The organism is Changchengzhania lutea (assembly GCF_006974145.1).
GTDB lineage: Bacteria > Bacteroidota > Bacteroidia > Flavobacteriales > Flavobacteriaceae > Changchengzhania > Changchengzhania lutea.
Genome location: NZ_CP039456.1, coordinates 1,921,476 through 1,941,786 on the forward strand (window position 1 = coordinate 1,921,476; position 20,311 = coordinate 1,941,786).

Annotated in this window: 12 protein-coding genes; 10 read left to right on the forward strand and 2 right to left on the reverse strand. The window is 32.9% G+C overall.

Features of this window, described 5'->3' with window-relative positions; translation table 11 throughout:
• Nucleotide 1 precedes the first annotated feature (1 nt).
• Together FAF07_RS08850 and FAF07_RS08855 are read left to right on the forward strand one after the other, a co-directional pair.
• Nucleotides 2-1,372: a RagB/SusD family nutrient uptake outer membrane protein gene (locus tag FAF07_RS08850; protein WP_142784764.1), complete on the forward strand. Its 1,371-nt coding sequence runs from the start codon at nucleotides 2-4 to the stop codon at nucleotides 1,370-1,372.
• 118 nt (nucleotides 1,373-1,490) lie between these two features.
• Entirely contained in the window at nucleotides 1,491-2,675 is a 1,185-nt protein-coding gene (locus FAF07_RS08855) for an exo-beta-N-acetylmuramidase NamZ family protein (protein WP_142784765.1), read from the forward strand.
• 14 nt (nucleotides 2,676-2,689) lie between these two features.
• Here the strand turns inward: FAF07_RS08855 and FAF07_RS08860 are convergent, their stop codons facing one another.
• Both FAF07_RS08860 and FAF07_RS08865 read right to left on the reverse strand, forming a co-directional pair.
• Nucleotides 2,690-5,605, reverse strand: coding sequence for a glycoside hydrolase family 3 N-terminal domain-containing protein (locus FAF07_RS08860; protein WP_142784766.1), 2,916 nt, complete (start codon nucleotides 5,603-5,605; stop codon nucleotides 2,690-2,692).
• A 75-nt stretch (nucleotides 5,606-5,680) separates the two neighbouring features.
• A complete protein-coding gene (locus FAF07_RS08865; RefSeq protein WP_142784767.1) occupies nucleotides 5,681-6,430 on the reverse strand; it encodes a DeoR/GlpR family DNA-binding transcription regulator in 750 nt (249 codons plus the stop codon).
• 163 nt (nucleotides 6,431-6,593) lie between these two features.
• On the opposite strand from FAF07_RS08865, the gene FAF07_RS08870 reads away from it, so the two are divergent.
• The 8 genes from FAF07_RS08870 (at nucleotide 6,594) to FAF07_RS08905 (ending at nucleotide 20,271) form a co-directional block, all read left to right on the forward strand.
• Nucleotides 6,594-7,697 (forward strand): acyltransferase family protein, encoded by a 1,104-nt coding sequence (locus tag FAF07_RS08870; RefSeq protein ID WP_142784768.1) that lies wholly within the window; start codon nucleotides 6,594-6,596, stop codon nucleotides 7,695-7,697.
• A gap of 137 nt (nucleotides 7,698-7,834) precedes the next feature.
• Nucleotides 7,835-11,023: a SusC/RagA family TonB-linked outer membrane protein gene (locus FAF07_RS08875; RefSeq protein ID WP_142784769.1), complete on the forward strand. Its 3,189-nt coding sequence runs from the start codon at nucleotides 7,835-7,837 to the stop codon at nucleotides 11,021-11,023.
• 10 nt (nucleotides 11,024-11,033) lie between these two features.
• Nucleotides 11,034-12,539, forward strand: coding sequence for a SusD/RagB family nutrient-binding outer membrane lipoprotein (locus tag FAF07_RS08880; RefSeq protein WP_142784770.1), 1,506 nt, complete (start codon nucleotides 11,034-11,036; stop codon nucleotides 12,537-12,539).
• A 153-nt stretch (nucleotides 12,540-12,692) separates the two neighbouring features.
• Entirely contained in the window at nucleotides 12,693-13,880 is a 1,188-nt protein-coding gene (locus tag FAF07_RS08885; RefSeq protein WP_142784771.1) for an exo-beta-N-acetylmuramidase NamZ family protein, read from the forward strand.
• 79 nt (nucleotides 13,881-13,959) lie between these two features.
• Nucleotides 13,960-15,441: a sodium:solute symporter gene (locus tag FAF07_RS08890; protein ID WP_142784772.1), complete on the forward strand. Its 1,482-nt coding sequence runs from the start codon at nucleotides 13,960-13,962 to the stop codon at nucleotides 15,439-15,441.
• A 57-nt stretch (nucleotides 15,442-15,498) separates the two neighbouring features.
• Complete coding sequence (locus FAF07_RS08895; RefSeq protein WP_142784773.1) at nucleotides 15,499-17,748, forward strand: DUF6259 domain-containing protein; 2,250 nt, start codon at nucleotides 15,499-15,501, stop codon at nucleotides 17,746-17,748.
• 13 nt (nucleotides 17,749-17,761) lie between these two features.
• Nucleotides 17,762-18,580, forward strand: coding sequence for an N-acetylmuramic acid 6-phosphate etherase (gene murQ, locus FAF07_RS08900; protein ID WP_142784774.1), 819 nt, complete (start codon nucleotides 17,762-17,764; stop codon nucleotides 18,578-18,580).
• The gene (locus FAF07_RS08905) at nucleotides 18,580-20,271 is read left to right on the forward strand and encodes a glycoside hydrolase family 3 protein (RefSeq protein ID WP_142784775.1); all 1,692 of its coding nucleotides are present in this window, start codon (nucleotides 18,580-18,582) and stop codon (nucleotides 20,269-20,271) included. The genes murQ and FAF07_RS08905 overlap by 1 nt, the downstream gene beginning before the upstream one ends.
• Nucleotides 20,272-20,311: the final 40 nt, after the last annotated feature.

A 20,311-nucleotide genomic window follows, 5' to 3' on the forward strand; every position in this document is an offset into this window, starting at 1 on the left:
AATGAAAAATATAAAAATATATGCAATTGTAAGTGTTCTGCTTATTGGTAGTGGGTTGTTTACAGCATGCGAAACTGATTTCGAAAATCCAAACAGTCCAACCGAGAATCTTGTTTTAAAAACAAAGGGAGGTCTTTTTGCATTAGCTACTGGGATTAGGCAATATTATTCAGTAACGGCATTAAGACAAATAATTGAAGCGTCAGGAATTACTACAAGAGAACTTGGGGTAACCAATACCTTTTTAAATATTAACGAATTGGCTAAAGGAGGAGCAGAATTGCCTAGTGAAAGTGGAGGTATCACAAATCCTTGGGTAGCTCTTCTACGAGCTAAAGGCATGGCTGAATCATTAATTGAGGGGGCTAATACCGTTGAGTTTACTAATCAAGGAAGTAAAAGTGGGCTTATAGCTTATGGAAAATTAATCAAAGCCATGTGTTTAGGGTATTTAATTCAAATGTTTGAACAAGTACCTATAGATAATTCGGCCGATGGTGCTGCTCAATTTAGTGATAGAGCTACGGTATTAGCGAATTGTATTGCATTGTTAGAGGAAGCGAAAGATGTGATCACAACAACTCCTATGTCAGATGATTTTAAATCTAATGTTTTATGGAAAGATGTTATTTTGGTAGATCAAACAATTAGTCTAAATAAAATAATTAATGCTTATCTTTCAAGATATCAATTAATGGCAGGTAATTATGATGCTTCAATTACAGCTGCAAATGCCGTATTAAATGACAGTGATGCTACTAGGCCTATATGGGTTTATGATGCTAATAATCAAAACCCTATTTGGAATCGAACCGTTAATTCTGCTGATTTAAATCCTCAAACTAATTTTGGTTTACTAGGGGCGTATGTTCCAGAGGCTGGAGATGGACGTGTTGATTTCTATTTAGGTGCCGATGCCGGTTTTGCCAATGCAGATGCAGGCGGTCAAGCTTTAAGTGAAATGCTTGGTTTCTTTAGTACTAGTACATCGTCAATTCCAATATATCTTCCAGGAGAAATGTTATTAATTAAAGCGGAAGCGTATGCCAGATTAAATCAATTAGATGATGCGGTTACTCAATTAAATTTGGTAAGACAAAAGAATGACGATCCTTTTGGCGTAAATGCCAACCTTCCAGCTTGGACAGGAGATGAAACAAGTCAGAGCGATATTTTAGAAGAGATATATAAAAATAGAAGTATAGAACTATTTTTAACAGGATTAAGATTTGAGGACAGTAAAAGGTTTCATCCTGATTTTGTAGTTCCTTCTGCAGCCAATACAACTAATGAAAGGAACAGAAATTTTTATCCTTATCCATCTATAGAGAGGGAGAATAATCCAAATACTCCAACAGATCCGTCAATTTAAAATATTGTTATAACAATTTTTAAGTTTGTTTTTTTTTTGTTTAGTTAATATTTAGGGAAACAATATTGTTGTCCTAAATAAATTTATGAGCGAGAAGAGGTATTTTAAATAAAAAAATATGGCAGTTAAAACAGGTCTTGATGTATTAATAGAGGACAAAGAGATTTATAAAACATTTAAAGGTAATGTAGCTTTACTTTGTCATAATGCATCTATTGATTCTAACTATACACATGCAGCATTGAAATTCAAAGAGCTATTTGGCGCAAGGTTTGTAAAGCTATTTGGGCCCCAACATGGTTTTGCAACAGATGTACAAGATAATATGGTTGAATCCGACCATATTATACATCCATATTTTAATATCCCTGTTTACTCCCTATACTCTGAGACTCGTATTCCTACTGATGACATGTTAGATGGTATAGATCATTTATTTGTGGATTTACAAGATGTTGGATGCAGAGTTTATACATACATTTATACACTTACCCTTTTGTTAGAAAAATGTAGTGATAAGGACATTCAAGTTGTTGTACTTGATCGTCCTAATCCGATAAATGGAATTGATATTGAAGGAAATATATTAGAATTAGAATTTGAATCTTTTGTTGGACGACATGCGATTCCTATGCGTCACGGTATGACTATTGGCGAGGTTGGGTTAATGCATCAAAAATATTGGGTTAAAGAACAAGCTAACCTCAAAGTTATAAAAATGCAGAATTGGAATCGAGATATGTATTTTGAAGATACTAAGTTGCCATGGCTGTTACCATCTCCAAACCTACCTAGGGCAGAAAGTTCTTTAACCTTTCCAGCCACGGTTTTATTTGAAGGAACGCTTTTAAGTGAAGGAAGAGGTACAACACAGTCTTTAGAAATTGTAGGACACCCAAAAATTGAACCTTTTTCGTTTTATGAAAACCATATGCTTAGTGTTGTGAAAAATTCAAAATTAGAAGGTTTTGTGCTTAGGCCAGTTACATTTTTACCTACTTTTCAAAAACATGCCAATCAAGTATGCGGTGGTATTCAAATTCACGTTACTAACAAATTTACTTATAAACCTTGGCGTGTTGGGCAAATATTGATGCGTGAGTTATATCATTACTTAGCAGAAGATTTTATATGGAAGAAACCTCCTTATGAATATAATCATACTGAATTGCCAATTGATATTATTAACGGAAGTAAAAAAATAAGATGCTGGTTGGAAAATAATGATTCTATAGAAATGCTGGAGGCTTTTGAAGATTTAGAAGATTATAAATTACAGCTTAATGAAATAAAAATTTATTAAAAGTACGAAACCAATTATTCTATAATCGATTCATAAATTAAATCCTGAATTTCTGTTCTTATATTTTTCTCTCCTAATTTATTATTGGACATAGTTGGATATACCCTATTTGATAAAAAAACATATAATATTCCAGTTTCAGGATCTGCCCAAGTATAGGTGCCTGTAAAGCCACTGTGGCCAAAGCTATTTGTTGAAGCATATTTACTAGTCGCTTTGTCTTCTGAATTTAGCTGAGGTTTGTCAAAACCAAGCCCTCTTCGAATACTATCACTTTCATAATATCTATGATTAAATTTGTGAATTGTTTTTGATTCAAAATATCTTTTACCGCCATAATAGCCTTCTTGTAAATACATTTGCATCATTTTAGCGACATCGTTTGAATTTCCAAAAAGTCCAGCATTACCACTTACTCCGTTCATCATAGCAGCTCCCATATCATGAACATGACCTTGAAGAGTTTGGTTTCTGAAATAATTATCTACTTCAGAAGGAACAATTTCAGATTTATTAAACTTATTTAGCGGATTATAAGTTAGAGTTGTTGCTCCTAATGGTTTGTAAAACTCCTCATTGTCAAGATAATCCATTTCCTTACTGAAGGTATTTTTTATATATTTTTTAAATAAATAAAAAACCAAGCCACTGTATTTGTAACCCATTTCAGCCCGTTGCGGTGTCTCAGCTATTTTTTTGTATATAGAATCTGTGTATGAATTAATTAAATATAAATCTTTAGCAACTTTAATTGAAAAATCTTTGTTCTTAATTTCACTATAATATTTATTAAAAGGTATTTTAGTAATACTATCTATAGTTTCTAAATAATAAGGAATCCACGCTTTCATTTTTCCAGTATGTGATAGCGCTTGTTTTATAGTAATTGTATCTTTATTTGTTTCTTTTAAATAAGGTAATATTTTACCAAGAGTAGTATTTAAATTAAAGAGCCCCATTTCTTCACTTTTCATGATTAATGGAAGTCCCCCTAGTATTTTTGTCACTGAAGCTAAGTCATAAAGATCAGTTAATCTTACTTTTTGTTTTTTATTATATGTATGATAGCCAAAGCTTTTATGATAGATTACCTTACCGTAACGTGCAACTAAAACTTGCCCTCCTGGAGCCATTGAAGAGTCAACAACCATTCTCGTTACAGAATCTATTTTAGTAAGTAATTTACTGTTCATGCCCACATCTTCTGGAATAGAATAAGAAAGTCTTAATAAGTTAGGAGTTGTTATACCAGTTCCTTCCGGAAACATGTTTTTAATTGTAACAGGAAGTTTTCCTTTAATTTCTAATGCTCCAAAAATCATTTGAGCTGAAATTTCTTGTGATATATTACTATTTTGATATGATATTAGAATAGCATCTATAACACTAAAATCACTAATGTCTAAGAGCGTATATGGGCTTGCAAAAACATCTAATATGATTTTGTGGTTTTTAGAAATTTCCTGTAACCAAATTAATTCTTCATTAGACATTTTATAACCTTCCCAAGGTGTTTTGTTTGATTTATGATAACCTATTATCACAGTGTTATAAGGTTTTAATCTTTGAAGTAGTCCAGTTAAATTTTCATGAGAAATAATATCAACTTGGGTGTACTTTTTCAATGTATTGGTAAAGCTTAAATGGTCGGAATCCCCCAATTTTATATAGGCTATTTTGGCTTTGGCTAAATCACGAATAGGAAGTGTTGCATCATCATTTTTTACAAGTGTTATGGCTTCTTTCATTAAAGATCTATACAGCAGTTTGTCTTTTGTAGTAATAATATCATCTTTAATGCCTTCTCCTTTTATTGGGACAAAATTATTTAAACCCACATGATATTTAGCCAGTAATATTTTCCGAACGGATTGATTTAAACGTTCTTGGCTGAACATTTTATTTTTAAGCGCGTTTTTTATTTTTTTTACAGCTTGCTTTATCTCCTCAGGAATAAGCAAAATATCATTTCCAGCAAGAAAAGCAGCCAAATCAATATCACCTGGTTTGGCATAATTAGCAGCACCTTTCATATTTAAAGCATCAGTAAAAATTAAACCATTAAAATTCATTTTCTTTTTTAAAAGCTCCGTGACTACTTTATATGACATAGATGTTGGAACGCCTTCTTTTGGTTCCAAGGATGGGACATTTAAATGAGCAATCATAACACTTGCTAAGTCTGAATCAAATAGTTGCCTATAAGGATATAATTCAACGGAGTCTAATCGTTTTAAGTCAAAATCTAGAAAAGGTAGTGTTTTATGAGAATCTGTTGAAGTGTCTCCATGTCCAGGAAAATGTTTAGCATTTGCTAAAACTCCCATACTTTGAATACCTTTAGTAAAAGCGATTGCTTTTTTAGCTACATTGTATTTGTTTTCTCCAAAAGATCTATTTCCAATAATAGGGTTTTTAGGATTAGTATTAATGTCAACAACCGGAGCAAAATTAACATGAATGCCAACCCGTTTACAGTGTTTTCCAAGTTGGTAGCCAAATTGCTCAATCAAGGTATTGTTTTGAACGGCTCCTAAGGTCATATTCCATGGGTAACGGAAAGTGTTTTTTAATCTCATATCTAAACCCCACTCACCATCAAACGCTATAAGTAGAGGGATTTTAGATTTAGATTGATATATATTCGTTAATCTCACTTGTTTTTCAGGTGTTCCTTGCATAAAAATTAAACCACCAATGTGGTATTTCCTTATCATTCTTTTAATGAAGTTCTGATGCTTTTTATCTTTGTTTGAATAGGCTTGAACCATAAAAAGCTGACCGATTTTTTGATTTATGGTTAAATTTGTCATTATACTATCTACCCACTGTTTTTGATTTTTTACGTCTAGAGTAAGTAGTGGTTCCTGTTGTTGTGCGTAGCCTACAATACATACTAAAAAGGCACTAACAATAACTAGTCTTTTCATTTTTATTTAGTTTTACACCTTAGGCTGTATCATTTCTTAGAATGAATACTATTCATTCTTTGGCAAATTAATTATTTACAACAAGTTTACACCAGCTAAAACATACTCTTTAAGTTTCGGGTTATCTAAGTCAAGATCGGTTACGACCGTATCTATTTGTTTTAAACTACATACATCGAAATTAAGTTTTTCGTTTAATTTGTTTGAGGTCGCCAAATAAACAATATGCTCAGATGCTTTTATCATGGCTTTTTTTACCAATGATACTTCATAGCCTTCATCTGTTATACCTTGTTCAATATTTAGGGCACTAACACCCATAAAACAAATATCCGCTCTGATGTCGGATAAATATTGAATAACATCAATGCCTGTTGTAACCATAGAGTTTCGATGTATCTTGCCGCCGATGAATATGGTTTCTATTAAAGGGTGCTCCGTTAATTGCATAGCTATTGGTAAACTATAGGTGTAAATAGTAGCTTTTAAATCTTTAGGAAATAATTTAGCAAGCATTAAATTAGTAGTCCCACCACTCATGATTATTGCCATGCTATCCTGTATTAAAGAAATCGCTTTTTGTGCAATTTGGATTTTATTGTCTCTATTATATATTGCGTCTTCGTTGTAGTGATAGAGCTTTTGTATGGTTGAAATAGCACCCCCATGAACTTTGGTAAGTAATCCTTTTCCATCCAATTCATGAATATCTCTTCTAATAGTATCCTCAGAAACTTCTAATTTTTCAGATAATAAGCTTGAACTAACTTTTCTGTTAATGCTTACTTCATGTATAATTTTCTTTTGTCGCTCCTTCTTTTTCATAAATTAATTTCTTCAAAAATAAGTTTAAATAAAATCACTATGCAGATTTTTTTTAAAAATAGGCATTTTTTTGCATGTTTTGGAGCTAAGTTCGCATTTTTATAAAAAAAATATTATACTTTTGAACAAGCTTTTCTAAAAACTTCGATAAAAATATAAAATTATGAGCACATCCGGCAGATTAATTTCTTTAGATGTTTTAAGAGGTTTAACCATTTTATTGATGATATTGGTTAACACTCCTGGTAGTTGGGCTTATGTGTATCCACCACTTAGGCATGCAGAATGGCATGGATGCACACCAACAGATTTGGTATTTCCTTTTTTTCTGTTCATAGTAGGTGTCTCTGCATGGTTTTCCTTTAAAAAGTATGGAACTAAACTATCTAGAACAACCCTATTTAAAATACTTAAGAGAGCTACCATTATTTTTCTATTGGGTTTTTTGCTTAATTTGTATCCCTTTTTTGATTTTGAGAAGGTTAGGGTAATGGGGGTTTTGCAGCGAATAGCTATTGCTTATGCCTTTGGAGCCATTATTTGTTTAAGTTTTAAAAGAAAGAAACTTTTATTTGTATTAGGGTTAATTGTTTTAGGTTACTGGTCTTTGTTATATTTCTGTTCGGCAGAAAATCCATATTCATTAAATGAAAATATTGTCAGAAAGTTTGATTTATTTGTATTTGGAGAAAAGCATATATATAAAGGTTTTGGGATTCCTTTTGATCCTGAAGGTCTATTATCAACCATCCCATCGATTGCAACGGTAATAATTGGATACCTTGTTGGGCAATTTATAAGTCTTGAAACGGGAATTCTATTAAAAATAAAAAAATTAGTGCTTTATGGTGTTTTATTAACCGTAATAGGATTTGCATGGGGATTTTTGTTTCCAATTAACAAGGCTTTATGGACGAGTTCCTTTGTTTTATATACTGCGGGTTTAGCAATATTGTTTTTGGCTCTATTAATTTATGTTATTGATTTTAAGGGGTATAACAAATGGGCAAAACCTTTTGTACATTTTGGAACTAACCCACTCTTTATTTTTGTGTTTTCCGGCTTATATGTAAAAACAATAAGTTATTTAATTGAAATACCTTTTAAAGATAGCACGATATCAGGATACCAATACTTGTATAGTCAAGTATTCGTTCCAATTGCTGGCAATATGAACGGTTCATTGTTATTTGCTTTAGCTCATATAGCTGTCTATTGGGTTATTTGTTATTTTCTGTATAAAAATAGAATATTTATAAAAATATGATTTACTTCATGCAGAATTCAAGTAATTCGAATAATTTTTCGACATTATGAAATAAAACATGCATTTTAATGCATATTTCTTGCGTGTTTTATTTTTTATTTATATTTTTATATTCATTAACTAAAACTATAACTCATATGAAAAATTATTATTTGCAATTAGTCACTCTGGTAGTGTTGCTTTTTGTGCAGAGTTCTTTTGCGCAATCAGCCACTATTTCGGGTGTAGTTACCGATAAAGGAAGTGGTATTCCTTTGTTAGGCGTAAATGTTGTCATTGAAGGCACTACGAATGGGACTGTTACTGATTTTGATGGAAACTACTCGATTTCTGGAAGTCAATTGGAAGGAAGTGTCTTAAGTTTTAGTTTTGTTGGTTTCAAAACGACTTCAATTGCATTGACAGGTAAGAGTCAAGTAGTAGATGTGGCATTAGAGGAAGATGCTACTAGCCTTGACGAGGTCGTAGTTACGGCATTGGGAATTAAAAGAGAAGCCAAAGCTTTAGGGTATTCCTTAACCCAAGTAGATGGCGATGAATTGTCTACAGTAAAAACTGCAAGTGCTGTTAATTCGTTGCAAGGTAGGGTTGCGGGTGTAAATATTTCTACAAGTAGCACAGGAGCAGCTGGATCTAGTAGAATTATTATTAGGGGAGCAAGTTCATTGACGGGTAACAATCAGCCTCTCTATGTAGTTGATGGTATTCCTATTATAAACAATACCAATGGATCTGTTGTTGGTCCGACTAATGATGGAACAGGAGATGGTGGTGATGATATATCTACCATAAACCCAGATGATATTGAATCAGTATCTGTATTAAAAGGTAGTTCAGCGGCAGCACTTTATGGCTCATTGGCCTCTAATGGTGTCATTATGATTACTACAAAAACAGGTAAGGGCAAAGGAAGTTTAGGAATTGAATACTCAAGCTCCTATACCTTTGATAGAATAAACACCGATCTTCAGGATTTCCAAACTTCGTATGGACAAGGTAATAATAGGCTAAGACCTGGTTATGAATATGATATAAATAACAATGCAGTAGAAATAACAGATCCTGCTCTTGCTGTTGATGATTCTTTTGTTAGCTCATTGCAATCATGGGGTGATCGTTATGATGGTTCGCTGGTTTATAATTGGGATGGTGCTAGAAGACCTTACTCATATATGGGTAACAATCTAGATAAATTTTATGATACTGGAACAACAGCTATAAACACGCTTGCTTTAACTAAAGGAAGTGATGATCTAAGCTATCGATTTTCTTTTTCTAATTTAGAAAATAAAGATATTTTCCCTAATTCAACGTTAAACAGGAAGTCATTATCATTAAATGCTTCTGCAAAAATAAATCCAAAATTAGCCTCTACAGTTAATGCAAAATATGTTATTGAAAAAGTCCATAATCGTATTAATATTGGTGATACTCCAGGAAACGCAAACACGGTTGCTTTCGTATTGCCGGGAAGTTTGGATATCAATGATTTAAGACCTGGTTCTAATGAAGAAGGAACAGAGCTTTTATTTCAGCCAAGTCAGTTTATTTCAAATCCATACTGGGCGGTTAATGATTTTAATAATGATGATCAGAAAAACAGGTTGACTGTATCGACCACGTTAAGATATGATATCACAGATTGGTTATATGCAACAGGTAGAGCAGGTATTGACACCTATGATCTCTCTAGAAGAAATGTAACCCCTTTTGGAACAGCGTATCGTCCTGGTGGTCAAATGTCTCAAAGTAAATCGACCTTTACGTCATTTGATTCTGATATTATGCTGGGCGTTAATAAAGCGCTAACAGATAAAATTTCAACAAATATTATAATTGGTGGAAATAGCAGAACATCAACTTTTGAACAGTTAAGTGCACTTGGTAGAGGTTTTATTGTAATAGGCTTAGAAGATATTAATAACACCACTTTACCAGAACCTGATAATAATTACTTTAAAACAAAAACGAATTCATTATATGGTTCATTTGAAGTAGATTATGGTAAATTCTTATACCTAACATATACAGGAAGAAACGATTGGTTTTCTACACTCTCTTTTCCGGGTAAAACAACACCAAACAATGACTTTTACTGGTCATTAAGCGGTAGTTTATTATTAAACGAAGCGTTGAATTTACCTAAATCAATAAACTATGCAAAAATAAGGGCAAGTTACGCGCAGGTAGCAGGTGGTGCAAGAAATGCCTATGCATTAAATTTAGACTATGCGGTTACTGGTTCATTTCAAGGTCAATCATTTGGACAGTTAAATGGAAACTCCATACCTAATCCAAACTTAATACCATTTCAAAAAAATGAATTTGAAGTAGGTTTTGATGGTCGATTTTTTAACAATCGTTTTAATTTAGATGTAGCTTATTACCAAAATCAAACAACAAATGATATTGTTAGAGCAGCAGCTTCTCAATCATCTGGTTTTACTTCATCAATACTAAATATAGGTGAACTGGAAAATAAAGGAATAGAACTATTAATTGGGGGTACACCGATTAAAAATGAAAATTTCTCATGGAATACGTCATTCAACATAGGTTATAATGATAGTGAAATTATAAGTACCGATGATGAGGATACACCTATTAATGTTGATGGCAGTCAAACACGATCTAGAACCGCTATTATTTCTCATATTGTAGGTGAAAATTATGGTGTTATTTGGGGTTCATCTTATAAAAGAGATGAGAACGGAAATATCATGTATAATATTACAGGTTCTGTACCAAAACCCATACAAGGGGAAAACAAAATATTAGGACAAGGTGTGGCGCCTTACACCATGGGATTCTCTAATACATTTAGATATAAAAATGTGTCATTAGGATTTTTAATTGATGCTAAATTTGGTGGTAGTGTACACTCTGGTACCAATAGAGAACTGATGTTAAGAGGCTTGCACAAAAAAACACTTGAAGGGCGCGAGAATGGTTTAGTTGTGTCAGGAGTTGATGACGCCACAGGCGACCCATTTACTATGACAGTGGCGCCTGAGAACTTAAGAACCTACTATGGTTTTATTGGAGAAGAAAGTGCTGGTATATCTGAAGAATTTGTATACAGTACGGATTTTATAAAGTTTAGGGAATTAAGCTTATCTTATAATTTACCACAGAACATATTAAAGAACATATTTATTAAAGATTTAAGACTATCAGTAATTGGTAGAAATCTTTTCTTTATCAAAAAAGATATTGATAATGTAGATCCGGAGGCAGCTCTAAATAATCTTAACTCGCAAGGTATAGAGAGATTTGGGATTCCATCAACCAGAAGCTATGGTTTTTCTGTAAATGTTAAATTTTAAAAAAAAGAAAATGAAAAAAACACTTATTTTACTAGTTATAATAGTATTATCGTTTGGATCGTGTGATAATGGCTTTGAGGAACTTAATGTTAATCCTACAAAGCCCACACAACTTGATCCATCAACAAAGTTGACATACGTTCAGCTATATACAGGAGGTAGTAACTATGTTGCTTATTTATTTTGGAATGTTATTCACTTAATGCAAAATGTTCAACATCTTAATAATACATCATATATTTCATTTCTGTACAAAGAAGGGAACACCCATTGGTTATTTGAGGAACAATTTAAAACTACGGTTAAGAATATTGTAGACTTAGAAGCTCAATTAGAGGCCAGTGATGCATCTACCGCTGCTACAGATTTGGCTATAGCCAGAATACAGAGAATTCTTATATTTAGTAGAATTACAGATGCCTATGGAGATATTCCTTATAGCGAAGCTGGGAAAGGGTTTTTAGAGGGTATTCGTTTCCCTAAATATGACAAGCAAAGTGATATTTATGCCGATATGTTAGCAACTTTAGAAAGTGCTGCTGCAACGTTAAGTTCAGGTGGAGCTAGCTCGTTTGGTTCTGCTGATTTGTTGTATGGTGGCGATGTTCTAAAATGGAAAAAATTTGCCAATTCATTAATGCTACGTTTAGCTATGCGTATGGTTAATGTTGATGAAGCTGGAGCACAGGCATGGACAACTAAAGCCATTAATGGTGGTGTTATGACAAGTAATGCCGATATTGCTTATACACAATATGAAAACTCTGCAAATGATGGTGGTCCCAACGTTAATCCCCTTACAAAATGTTTTACTTCAAGAGATTATAGGCAAGTAAAAATTTCTAAAACATTTATGGACTTTATGAAAGATAGAAATGACCCACGTGTTTCTGTATTATGTTCAACTACAGATGGTGATACAGATCCAGCATTACAATTTGGTCAAGATATTAATGACCCTACCCGAGCTGCTGCAAATTCAAAACCAAATGTCAACATTTTCGGAGGACAATTAAGCGATTTATCTAGAATTATTATTTATGATGCACCTTTTTTCTTCCAGACCTATGCTGAAGTAGAATTTATGCTAGCTGAAGCTGCAGAACGCTGGGGATTAGCAGGTGGGAATGTTGAAGCTCACTATAACGCTGGGGTGACGGCGGCAATGGATTATTTATCTCTTTATGGGCATGGTGTAAATATAACACTTACCCAAATTAATGATTACTTAACGGCAAATCCATTTGTGCCAGCTCAAGCATTAAAAATGATTAACGAGCAATATTGGGTAGCCACTTTTGGCAATGGTTTAGAGACATTCTCAAATTGGAAGAGATCAGGGTATCCTGTATTGGTTCCCGCAGATGTTGCAAATATTCTTACTGACGGAAAAATACCAAGAAGATTGCCATATCCAGGTTCTGAAAAATTAAATAATCCAGATGCGGTAGAAGCAGCCATTGCGCAACAAGGAGGTGACGGTTTATTAACCCGAATGTGGTGGGATGAAAATTAGATGCTAGGTAATAATACATCTAATAAATCCTCATCAAAATTTTTATGAATTTAAATTAGTTTGAGTTAGTTTTAATTCTAGAGGTGAGAGAAATCAATGCATGACTCTCACCTCTTATTTTAAAAATATTTTGTTGAACTTAAGTCATTTGTTTTGAAAAAAGTAAAAACTGGTCTCGATATATTGGCTGCTAACAGCAAACTACAAAAAACTTTTAAAGGGAATGTAGCACTGTTATGCCATAACGCATCTGTTGATAGCACCTATACACACGCTGCTCTTAAATTTAAGCATTTATTTTCAGAGCGTTTTGTAAAATTATTTGGACCTCAACATGGTTTTGCAACGGATGCTCAAGACAACATGATTGAAACAGATCATTGCATACACCCGTACTTTAATATTCCTGTATATTCTTTGTATTCTGAAACAAGAATTCCAACAGATGAAATGCTTGAAGGAATTGATCATTTGTTTGTCGATTTACAAGATATAGGATGCAGAATGTATACATATATTTACACACTTACCCTTTTGCTGGAAAAATGTATTGATAAAGACATTGAGGTCATTGTTTTAGATAGACCTAACCCCATTAACGGAATTGAAATAGAAGGAAATATTTTAGAGTCAGATTTTGAATCTTTTATCGGGAGACATCCTATTCCTGTGCGCCATGGCATGACCATTGGTGAAGTAGCATTAATGCATCAAAAATTTTGGACTAAAAATCAAACAAATTTAAGAGTGATAAAAATGCAATATTGGGAACGTGATATGTATTTTGAAGATACTGAACTGCCATGGCTTTTGCCTTCACCAAATATTGCAAGGACAGACACTCCTTTAATTTTTCCAGCAACTGTATTATTTGAAGGAACCCTTTTAAGTGAAGGAAGAGGTACTACGCAGTCTTTGGAAATTGTTGGGCATCCAAAAATTGAACCTTTTTCATTTTATGAAAATCATTTGGCAAGCGTCATAAAAAAATCACAACTGGAAGGATTTAAATTGAGACCCATCACATTTCTGCCAACTTTTCAAAAACAGGAGAATGAAGTTTGTGGCGGTTTTCAAATTCATGTAACCAATAAATCCACTTTCAAGCCTTGGCGCGTGGGACAATTATTAATGCGGGAGTTATATAATAATTTAGGAGAAGCGTTTGAATGGAAAAAACCTCCTTATGAGTATAATTACACTCATGAACCAATTGATATTATAAATGGAACTGACAAATTGAGACATTGGGTAGTAAATAATGAACCACTAGAAATATTAGATGCTTTGGAATGTTTAGACGACTATAAATTAAAACTTGACGAAATAAAAATTTATTAAAAAATAATACTGATTAAAAGAGCAATCACTAACTATTTTGGCTCCTAATAAAGTAATTGAAAATAAAGAAATAACATAAATGAGCGCAACACTAATTTTAATAATCATAGCATCTTATTTTGGGGTGTTAATGTTGATATCACATGTGGTTTCAAAAAATTCAAGTGATGAGTCCTTTTACACGGGCGACAGAAAATCGCCTTGGCAAATAGTTGCTTTTGGAATGATTGGGGCGGTATTATCTGGTGTCACCTTTGTTTCAATCCCAGGGATGGTTGGTACCAATTATTTTTATTATTTACAGTTTGTTTTTGGGAACGTGGTTGGGTATGTATTTATAACATATGTTCTTATTCCTATTTATTACGATTTAAAATTAGTTTCTATATATACCTATTTAGAAACTAGATTTGGAATTAGAGCCTATAAAACGGGGTCATTATTTTTTTTAATATCACAATCATTTGGCGCAGCATTAAGATTGTTGCTTGCCGTAAAAATCTTACAGTATGCTGTCTTTGATGCTCTAGGAGTTCCCTTCTTTTCAACGGTACTTATTGTACTTTTCCTAATATGGGTTTACACCCATAAGTCGGGTATCAAAACAATTGTTTGGACAGATACACTTCAAACATTTTTCTTATTAATGGCGGTAGGAGTCACTATATATATAGTTAAGAGCTCATTGAATTTAAGCTTTTCTGAAACAATTTCATCCGTTGTTGACCATCAATATTTTAAAATTTTTAATTGGGATTTTAACTCGGGAAACAACTTTTTTAAACAATTTATTTCTGGGGTTCTAATTGCCGTTGCCATGGTTGGTCTAGATCAAAATATGATGCAAAAAACGCTAACATGTAAAAACAAAAAAGAAGCTCAAAGAAATATTTTGACCTTTAGCTTAATTTTAGCAATTACTCAATTTCTGTTTTTAGGATTGGGTGTTATGTTGTACTTATATGCTGAAAAGTTTGGCATTGGATTGGATATAGAAAATGGAAAATTTATTAATACCGATACGTTGTTTCCGATGCTTTCTTTAAATCATTTTGGAACTATTGCCAGTGTTAGTTTTATTTTAGGAATAACAGCAGCTTCTTTTTCAAGTGCGGATTCTGCCTTAACAGCCTTAACAACATCTTTTACACATGATTTTTTAGATATTCAACATAAAAGTTCAAAAGAAAAAAAGAAATTAAAAAATCGTGTTTTATTTGGCTTTTCAGTGATAATTTTTACAATCATTATGCTTTTTTCTCAAAGTAAAGGCGATGTTATTTCAATGATCTTTAAAGTAGCAGGCTATACTTACGGGCCCTTATTGGGACTTTATTTATTTGGGATTTTTACCAAAATAAAGATAAAAGATGCCGCAGTTCCATTTATATGTATCCTAATGCCAATATTGACGTACTTTTTAAATCATTACTTCATCATCTGGTATGAGTTTGATTTTGGATTTATGAACATTTTTGTTAACGCATTGTTAACTGTTTTATGCCTCATTATTTTTAGGGATAATAAATCGGTGAATCTTGATAGACCAACAATAAAATAATATTTAGAAAGAATGAAAACTGAAAAGCACAAAATACACTTAATACTATATTTCTGTATGGCATTTTTTTGCTTTTTCGCTTGCAAGCAAACTCATTCAGAACAAAATATAACCATAGAAAATGGTAAGATAGAACTCGGTTTTGATGCACATACTGGAGCGTTACTTGTTTTTCGAAATATAGATAATTCATATAATTTCCTTGATTCGGAAAGTGTTCCTGTATCCCTTTGGGAAGTTGAATTATTCAATAATTCAGAAACTAAAACCATTGATATGACAAATGCTTCCGATTTTAACTTTGAAAAGCGAGACGCCTACAATTTGGTTTTAACTTGGGATAAGTTCAAAGAAATTAAAAATGAAGATTTTAAAATTATAGCAAACATTAAGCTTGAAAAAGACAAAACCATGTCATCATGGAAAATAACTGTTGAAGGCACAAAAGGTAAAAAAATAAGTAAAGTAGTATTTCCTATAATTAGTGGGATTAAAGATTTAGGTGATGAAAATTTGGCTGTACCGAATTGGATGGGTGTTAAAGCAAAGAATCCAAGAGATCGACTTTTAAAATTAGAGAGTAAAGAAAAAAAATACCAATGGGAGTATCCAGGTAGAATGTCAATGCAATGTATTGCATTATACAATGATTCTAAAAAATTCGGATTGTATACATCCTGTAATGATTCTTTAGCTTATAAAAAAAGTTTTTCATACACACTAGATAGCATTAATAATCTAACCTATAAAATAGCTAATTATCCTTCCATAGATAAAGAGGCAAAGAGTTATAGCCCTCCTTATGAAGCCATAATAGGTTCTTTTGACGGCGATTGGATAAGTGCAGCCGATATATATAGAGAATGGGGCTCAAAACAAAAATGGGCATCAGAAAGTAGATTTAAAAAAGGATTAACTCCCCAGAGTTTAGAAAAAACTGCTTTATGGGAATGGAATAGAGGTGAGTCTGATAATGTCCTTAAACCTGCTGAAGATTTAAAACAAAAACTTGGCCTACCTGTAAATGTTTTTTGGCATTGGTGGCATGGGTGTTCTTACGATGATGGATTTCCGGAATATTTTCCGCCTAGAGAAGGTGAAGAATCTTTTATAAAGGCGATGAAATCTGCACATAAAGAAGATGTTGGAGCTATTGTTTACATGAATCAAATGCAGTGGGGAACTAATACTGAAAGCTGGGAAGAAGAACATGCAGAACGCTATGCCGTGAAAGATATAAACGGAAATTTAAACACGCATTTGTACAACGTATTTACTGGTAAATCTTTAACCACTATGTGTATGGGTACACAATTTTGGAAAGATAGATATACGTCTCTATGTGATACGGCTGTAAATACCTACCAAACTAATGGTGTATATATGGATCAAGCTTGTTTTAGTTTTTTATGTTATGACGATACCCATGGGCATGATGTTGGAGGCGGTAATTATTGGTTAAAAAACTTTGCTATACTTACCCAACAAATTCGTTCGAAGTTTCCTAAGGGAAAAGATATATTCTTAGCTGGCGAAGGTGTAAGTGAGGCATGGCTTCCTTATCTAGATGCTTTTTTAACCTTGCAGGTGAGTATGGAACGCTATGCAGGTGATAGTGGCTGGGAGCCCATACCATTTTTTCAGGCTGTGTATCATCAATTCGCTATTACTTATGGGAATTATTCATCTCTTCTTATTCCGCCTTATGATGAACTTTGGCCTAAAGAATATGCGCCAAAAGAACCTTTAAAACTTTTAGACGAGAGTTATAGTAAACAATTTTTAATGGAGCAAGCCAGATCATTTGTATGGGGTTTGCAACCAACAATTTCTAATTATCAAAGTTTTTTGTCATTAGAACGAAAAGAAGAAATAGATTACTTATTAAGTCTGGCCAGGGTTAGATATCGAGGACTAAAATATTTGTTGCATGGAAAATTCTTGCGACCTCCAGTTATGGAATTTCCAAAAGAAGAATTACATATGTCTAGATTATCAATCTATGCAGGAAAAACAGGAGAATCGGTAACCACATTTCAAAAAGAGTATCCATTAATATATTCAGGAGCTTGGAAATCTGATGATAATCAAATTGGAATCCCAATAGCAAGTATTAGCGACCATCCTTATCGTGTTGATTTTAGTATGGATACGAAAGACTATGCACTTTCTGCTTCTGGTAAAATCAATATTATTAATGAGGATGGAGAAAATTTTTTGACAACATACACCGATGGAAAAGTTAAAATAGATTTCATACTTCAACCTAAACAATTGTGTATTGTGGAAATAATACAAAGCATATAAAATTTTAATTAATATGGACAACAACCTAACAACCGAGCAAGCTTCATCTTATAATGATTTGGAAAAAATGAAGACATTAGATTTGCTCTCAAATATGAATGCCGAAGATAAAACAGTTCCTTACGCAGTTGAAAAGGCTATTCCTTCCATTGAAAAACTAGTAGATATCATTCATAGTAAAATGAATATAGGGGGGCGTTTATTTTATATAGGAGCTGGAACAAGTGGTAGATTGGGAGTGCTTGATGCATCTGAATGCCCACCGACTTATGGTGTTACAGATGATTGGGTTATTGGATTAATTGCTGGGGGAGAGATAGCACTCAGAAAAGCTGTAGAAAACGCTGAAGACGATACCACATTAGCATGGGAAGATCTACAAAAATTTGATATTAATGAAAATGATGTCCTTATAGGAATTGCAGCATCAGGCACCACACCGTATGTTATTGGAGGGGTTAAAAAGGCAAGAGAAAATAATATCGTTACAGCTTGCATTACTTGTAATGAGAATTCCCCTTTATCATTAGAAGTCGACCATGTTATTGAATTGATAGTTGGATCTGAATTTGTTACTGGAAGTACCAGAATGAAAGCTGGAACCGCTCAAAAACTAGCATTGAATATGATTTCTACAACGGTTATGATAAAGTTGGGAAGAGTGAAGGGAAACAAAATGGTAGACATGCAGCTTTCAAACAAAAAACTTGTAGACAGAGGTGTTAGAATGATTATCAATGAACTTAATATTGATGAGCAAACGGCAAATAAATTACTGCTAAAACATAAAAGTGTTAGAAAAGCAATTGACGCATATAATTTAATTAAATAATGAATAAAATCACAGTAATAGGTATCCTGTCATTATTTTTATTGGGGTTTTTATCTTATAGTTGTAAAAAAAGTATTACGAATAAAAACCCGAAGACTCAATGGGTAGATAGTATTTATAAAAATATGTCTATTCAAGAAAAAGTGGGACAATTATTTATGGTGGCTACATATTCAAATCGAGATAACAGCCATATAGATTCCATTCAAAACCTTATTAAAAATAGCAATATTGGTGGACTCATATTTTTTCAGGGAGGGCCAGTACGCCAAACTAAATTAATAAACAGTTATCAATCTATGGCCAAAGTGCCTTTATTGATTGGTATGGATGCCGAATGGGGCTTGAATATGAGGTTAGATAGTACCGCTAGATTTCCATATAATATGACCTTGGGAGCGATAAAAAATGATGATTTAATAAAAAGAATAGGGCAACAAATAGGGAAACACTGTAAACGCTTAGGAGTTCATCTAAATTTTGCACCTGTGGTTGATATAAATACAAATTCAAAAAATCCCATTATAGGGGTGCGGTCATTTGGAGAAGATAAGTTGAACGTTACAAACAAAGCACTTGCATTTACTGAAGGGTTGCAAAGTGAGGGTGTGTTGGCTTGTGCAAAACATTTTCCTGGGCATGGCGATACAGATATGGATTCCCATAAAGCTTTGCCGACAGTTTCTTTTTCAAAAGAAAGAATTGATGCTGTGGAGCTTTATCCCTACAAAGAATTATTTAAAAAAGAAGTTGCAGGGGTTATGGTTGCACATTTAAATGTGCCAAGTTTAGAACCTACCGATGGGTTGCCGTCTTCGTTATCTTATAAAATTGTTTCAAATATTTTAAAAAAACAACTTGGCTATAAAGGATTGATTTTTACAGATGCTTTAAACATGAAAGGTGCTGCGAATTATAAAGAACCGGGAGATATAGACTTAGCGGCATTTAAAGCAGGTAATGATGTGCTATTATTTACAGAAGACGCTCCAAAAGCGATTTCAAAAATCATAGAAGCTTACGATAACAATGAAATAACAGAGGAACGGTTATCATATTCGGTAAAAAAAATACTTGCTGCTAAATACGACGTTCATTTAAATCAATTTAAACCTATCGAATTAAAAGGACTGATAGAAGATTTAAATGGAGACACCAATCTTCTTCTAAATGAGGAAGCGATTAGCAATGCCATTACCGTCATTAAAAATGAAGCACATATTTTACCAATTTACGCAAATAATAAAGAAAAAATAGCATTACTAAAATTGGGAGATGGCGATTCTGATGCTTTTTTATCTGAACTAAAATCAGGTATTAGTATCTACGAAGTTTCAGATGTTTCTCATAAAAAGATATTAAAGGAACTTAAGGGATATGATAAAGTTATCATTGGATATCATCGCTTGAATTACCGAGAGACTGAAGCTATATCTAAAGAAGATAAAAATCTGATTGAGAATATTTCAAAAAATAACAAAGTCATTTTAAATGTATTTGCGAGTCAGTATAGTTTAAAAGACGTTTCGCTTGGAAATATCGATGGAATAATTATCTCTTATGAAAATTCAGAATTGGCTCAAAATATTTCAGCCCAAATTATTTTAGGTAAAAAAGAAGCTATTGGTAAGTTGCCCACGTCTATAAATGATGAGTTCCAGCATAACAATAACTTTAAAATCACGGATTAGCATCGATACAACATATAGGAATCAGGTTAAATAACAAACA

Coding starts and splice junctions, on each gene's coding strand:
- FAF07_RS08850 (WP_142784764.1), top strand. CDS start 2: ATGAAAAATATAAAAATATATGCAATTGTAAGTGTTCTGCTTATTGGT.
- FAF07_RS08855 (WP_142784765.1), top strand. CDS start 1,491: ATGGCAGTTAAAACAGGTCTTGATGTATTAATAGAGGACAAAGAGATT.
- FAF07_RS08860 (WP_142784766.1), bottom strand. CDS start 5,605: ATGAAAAGACTAGTTATTGTTAGTGCCTTTTTAGTATGTATTGTAGGC.
- FAF07_RS08865 (WP_142784767.1), bottom strand. CDS start 6,430: ATGAAAAAGAAGGAGCGACAAAAGAAAATTATACATGAAGTAAGCATT.
- FAF07_RS08870 (WP_142784768.1), top strand. CDS start 6,594: ATGAGCACATCCGGCAGATTAATTTCTTTAGATGTTTTAAGAGGTTTA.
- FAF07_RS08875 (WP_142784769.1), top strand. CDS start 7,835: ATGAAAAATTATTATTTGCAATTAGTCACTCTGGTAGTGTTGCTTTTT.
- FAF07_RS08880 (WP_142784770.1), top strand. CDS start 11,034: ATGAAAAAAACACTTATTTTACTAGTTATAATAGTATTATCGTTTGGA.
- FAF07_RS08890 (WP_142784772.1), top strand. CDS start 13,960: ATGAGCGCAACACTAATTTTAATAATCATAGCATCTTATTTTGGGGTG.
- FAF07_RS08895 (WP_142784773.1), top strand. CDS start 15,499: ATGGCATTTTTTTGCTTTTTCGCTTGCAAGCAAACTCATTCAGAACAA.
- murQ (WP_142784774.1), top strand. CDS start 17,762: ATGGACAACAACCTAACAACCGAGCAAGCTTCATCTTATAATGATTTG.
- FAF07_RS08905 (WP_142784775.1), top strand. CDS start 18,580: ATGAATAAAATCACAGTAATAGGTATCCTGTCATTATTTTTATTGGGG.